Consider the following 3,966-nt stretch of genomic DNA (forward strand, 5'->3'; position numbering starts at 1 on the left):
CCGGCCGGGACGGGTGCCTCGGGTCCGGCCCGGGCGATGTCCGCAGCGGCGCTCACGCGGCGACGGTATCGCAACCGGCTCGTCGCACCGACCGTCGCGCCCGATTGGCGCAGCGCCGCCGAAGGTCATCACCGAGGATCACGTCATGTTCGAGACCGCCATCGCAGGCAGCCTGCCCAAGCCACCGTGGCTCGCCGAGTCCGAGAAGCTCTGGCCGGCCTGGAAGGCGAGCGGCGCCGAGCTCGAGCAGGCCAAGGCCGACGCGACGCTGCTCTGGATCAAGGTGCAGGAAGACGCCGGCCTCGACATCGTCGGCGATGGCGAGCAGTCGCGGCAGCACTTCGTGCACGGCTTCCTGGCGCGCGTCGACGGCATCGACTTCGAGCACAAGGTGAAGATGGGGATCCGCAACAACCGCTACGACGCGATGGTGCCGCAGGTGACGGGGCCGCTCGGCCTGCAGGGCCGCGTTCATGCCGCCGAGGCACGCCTCGCCCGCGCGCACACGACGCGGCAGCTGAAGTTCACCCTGCCGGGGCCGATGACCATCGTCGACACCGTCGCCGACCGCTTCTACGGCAACGGCCTCGCCCCGCGCGAGGCGAAGATCAAGCTCGCGTTCGCCTTCGCCGAGCTGCTCAACGAGGAAGCGCGCGCGCTCGAGGCCGACGGCGTCGACATCGTCCAGTTCGACGAGCCGGCCTTCAACGTCTACATGGCCGATGCCGCCGACTGGGGCGTCGCCGCCCTCGAGCGCGCCGCCGAGGGGCTCGGCTGCAAGACCGCTGTGCACATCTGCTACGGCTACGGGATCAAAGCCAACGTCGACTGGAAGGAGACGCTCGGCGGCGAGTGGCGGCAGTACGAGCAGGTGTTCCCGGCCCTGGCGCGCAGCTCGATCGACCAGGTCTCACTCGAATGTTTCCATTCGCACGTCCCGCCCGACCTGATGCGGCTGCTCGACGGCAAAGACGTGATGGTCGGTGTCATCGACGTCGCTTCCGATGCGATCGAGACGCCGGAGCAGATCGCCGACACGATCGGCACGGCACTGCGTTTCGTCGCCAGGGACCGCCTGCGCCCGTGCACCAACTGCGGCATGGCGCCGATGCGCCGCGAAGTTGCCGAAGCCAAGCTGGCGGCGCTGGCGCAGGGCGCGGCGCTGGCGCGCGCGAGGTACGGCGCGTGACGGGAGCGCCGCCGGCGCCGGTCACCGCGCCGGCGCAGCTCGCGGGAGCCATGAAGGAGCACGGCCGCGCCGTGCTATCACCGGCCGGACTGGCCGAGTTCGCGGCCACCGACGTGGCCGAACTCGACGCCCTCCGTGCTTCCTGGGACGACCTGCCGCCCGACGCGCACCTGCGCGACGGCGGCCGCTATCGCAGGCGCCGTCATGCCAGCTTCGTCGTCGACGCCGGCGAGCTGCGCCTCTTGCCGCAGCGGGCGCACTGGCAGCCGATCGAATACAACGCGCTGCACGGCGGCCTTGAGCGCTGGTTCGAGCCGGTCGCCGCCTCGACGCTCGAGGCGCCCGCGTGGCGCCGCATGCTGCTCGCCTTCGCCGCCCTGGCGTCGCAGATGAAGGGCGCGCAGCCCTGGTCCGTCGAGGCGCACCAGTTCCGCATCGACACCACCGACGGCATCGGCCGGCCGACGCCGGAGGGCGCGCACCGCGACGGAGTCGACCTCGTTGCCGTGATCCTGGTCGCGCGCGAAGGCGTCAAGGGCGGCGAGACGCGCGTCTTCGATGCCGACGGCCCGCAGGGGATGCGCTTCACGCTGCTCGAGCCGTGGACGGCGCTCGTGCTCGACGACGCGCGCGTCATCCACGAGAGCACGCCGATCCAGCCGCTCGAAGGCTACGGCCACCGCGACACCCTGGTCCTGACCTACCGTGCCGGCGGGTTCCAGGGCCCCGTCTAGGGCAAGGAAGGACCAAGGATGAGCCGCTGGTGGGCCCTCATCGTCCTCTGCATGGGGGCGCTGATGATCGTCGTCGACATGACGATCGTGAACGTGGCGCTGCCCTCGATCGGCGCCGACCTCGGCTTCGCTCAGACGGCGCTGGTCTGGGTCGTCAACGCCTACACCCTGACCTTCGGCGGCTTCCTGCTCCTCGGCGGCCGCCTCGGCGACCTGTACGGCCAGCGCCGCATCTTCCTGGTCGGCATCGTCTTCTTCACGGTCACGTCGCTGGTCTGCGGCCTCGCGGTGTCGCAGGGCCTGCTCGTCGCGGCGCGCGCGCTGCAGGGGGTGGGCGGGGCGATCGTCGACGCGGTCGCGCTCTCGCTCATCGTCTCGCTCTTCACCGCACCGGCCGAACGGGCCAAGGCGATGGGCATCTACGGCTTCGTCTGCGCCGGCGGCGGCAGCATCGGCGTCCTGCTCGGCGGCCTGCTCACCAACGCCTTCAGCTGGCACTGGATCTTCCTCGTCAATCTGCCGATCGGCATCGCCATCTTCGTGGCCTGCCTGCGCCTGCTGCCGGCCGACGCGGTGCCGGCGCGGCGCCAGCGGCTCGATGTCGGCGGCGCCGTCACGATCACCGCGGCACTGATGGTCGCGGTGTACGCGGTGATCGGCGGCAACGAGGCCGGCTGGGGCTCGGCGCGGACGCTCGCGCTTTTTGCCGTCGCCGTGGCGCTGTTCGGTGCCTTCCTCGTGATCGAGGCACGCACGGCGGCGCCGCTGGTGCCGCTCCGCCTGTTCCGGCGCCGCAACATCGTCTTCAGCAACGTCGTCGGCATCCTGTGGTCGGGCGGGATGTTCGCCTGGTTCTTCATCGCCGCGCTCTACCTGCAGGGCGTGCTCGGCTACAACGCGCTCGAGGTCGGCCTCGCCTTCCTGCCCGCCAACCTGGTGATGGCGGCGCTGTCGCTCGGCGCTTCGGCGTGGCTGGTCGGCCGCCACGGCATCCGCCTGCCGCTTGCCGGCGGGCTTGTCCTCGCCGGCGTCGGGCTGGGGCTCTTCGCCCGCGCGCCCGTCGGCGGCGACTTCCTCGTCGACGTGCTGCCCGGCATGCTGCTGCTCGGCGCCGGCGCCGGGATCGCCTTCAACCCGCTGCTGCTGGCGGCGATGAGCGACGTCAGCGCCGAGGAGTCGGGGCTCGCCTCAGGCGTCGTCAACACGGGCTTCATGATGGGCGGCGCGCTCGGCCTGGCCGTGCTCGCCAGCGTCGCCGCGGCGCGGACCGAGAACCTGCTCGGGCAGGGGCTGGCCCGCGTCGAGGCCCTGAACGGCGGCTACCAGGCGGCCTTCCTTGTCGGCGCGCTGTTCACCCTCGTCGCCGCCGTCCTCGGCGGCGTCGTGCTTCGTCAGCGCACGAACGCGTCGACGAAGGCCGAGCCGAGCCCGCAGGCCTCGTAGTGCGCCCGGCATAGGGCGATCTTGCTGAACACGTCCTCGTAGCCGGTCTGCCGGCCGGCATCGTCGACGTAGACCATCGCGCCCTGGATGTTGAAGAAGGTGATCATCTCGTCGAAGCCGGGCTCGACGACGAGGGTGTGGATCTCGCCCGGCGGCTCGTAGACGAACGAACCTTCGCGCGCGACCCAATCATGCTCGAGGTAGCGCCAGGCGCCCTTGATGACGTAGCCGACCACCATCGACGGGTGGATGTGCCGCGACAGCACGCCAGACTTGCGCACGCGCAGGAGGTTGCACCAGCTGCCGGTGACGGTGTTGAGCAGCAGCGGGCGGAACCACACGTTCGGCGCCTGAGGGACCCAGACGCGTTCGTTGTCGGGTATCGCGCCGATGGCGATCTCGGGCTGGATGCCGGGCTGCTGGACGATCATGGGAAGAGCTCCTGATCAGGCGACGAGGTAGCCGCCGTCGACGGGGATGATGGCGCCGGTGACGAAGCGCGCCGCGGGCGAGGCGAGGAAGAGCACGGCATCGGCGACGTCGTCGGGCCGGCCCCAGCGCTTGAGCGGCGTGCGCGCGAGGATGGCGGCGCTGCGCGCC

At 71.2% G+C, this 3,966-nt stretch carries 5 protein-coding genes; 3 read left to right on the top strand and 2 right to left on the bottom strand.

The genetic code is table 11. The annotated features are described in order from the left end of the window. The first annotated feature begins 145 nt into the window (after window positions 1-145). The 3 genes from AC30N0_RS09320 to AC30N0_RS09330 are packed head-to-tail and all read left to right on the top strand — an operon-like array spanning window position 146 to window position 3,366. Window positions 146-1,189 carry a methionine synthase gene (locus AC30N0_RS09320; protein WP_489517647.1) on the top strand — a complete coding sequence of 348 codons (1,044 nt, stop codon included), beginning with the start codon at window positions 146-148 and terminating at the stop codon, window positions 1,187-1,189. A 50-nt stretch (window positions 1,190-1,239) separates the two neighbouring features. Then, window positions 1,240-1,923 (top strand): 2OG-Fe dioxygenase family protein, encoded by a 684-nt coding sequence (locus AC30N0_RS09325; protein WP_489517650.1) that lies wholly within the window; start codon window positions 1,240-1,242, stop codon window positions 1,921-1,923. 18 nt (window positions 1,924-1,941) lie between these two features. Continuing rightward, window positions 1,942-3,366 (top strand): DHA2 family efflux MFS transporter permease subunit, encoded by a 1,425-nt coding sequence (locus AC30N0_RS09330; RefSeq protein ID WP_489517648.1) that lies wholly within the window; start codon window positions 1,942-1,944, stop codon window positions 3,364-3,366. Here AC30N0_RS09330 and AC30N0_RS09335 read toward each other — a convergent pair. Both AC30N0_RS09335 and AC30N0_RS09340 read right to left on the bottom strand, forming a co-directional pair. After that, a complete protein-coding gene (locus AC30N0_RS09335) occupies window positions 3,315-3,797 on the bottom strand; it encodes a 2,4'-dihydroxyacetophenone dioxygenase family protein (protein ID WP_489517649.1) in 483 nt (160 codons plus the stop codon). The two genes, AC30N0_RS09330 and AC30N0_RS09335, sit on opposite strands and share 52 nt — an antisense overlap. Window positions 3,798-3,812: 15 nt before the next feature. Beyond that, window positions 3,813-3,966 (bottom strand): SDR family oxidoreductase (locus AC30N0_RS09340; protein WP_489517651.1); only part of this gene is annotated, 154 nt, incomplete at its 5' end.

The organism is Rhizobacter sp., from assembly GCF_031412495.1.
In the GTDB taxonomy this organism is placed as follows: Bacteria; Pseudomonadota; Gammaproteobacteria; order Burkholderiales; family Burkholderiaceae_C; genus Schlegelella_A.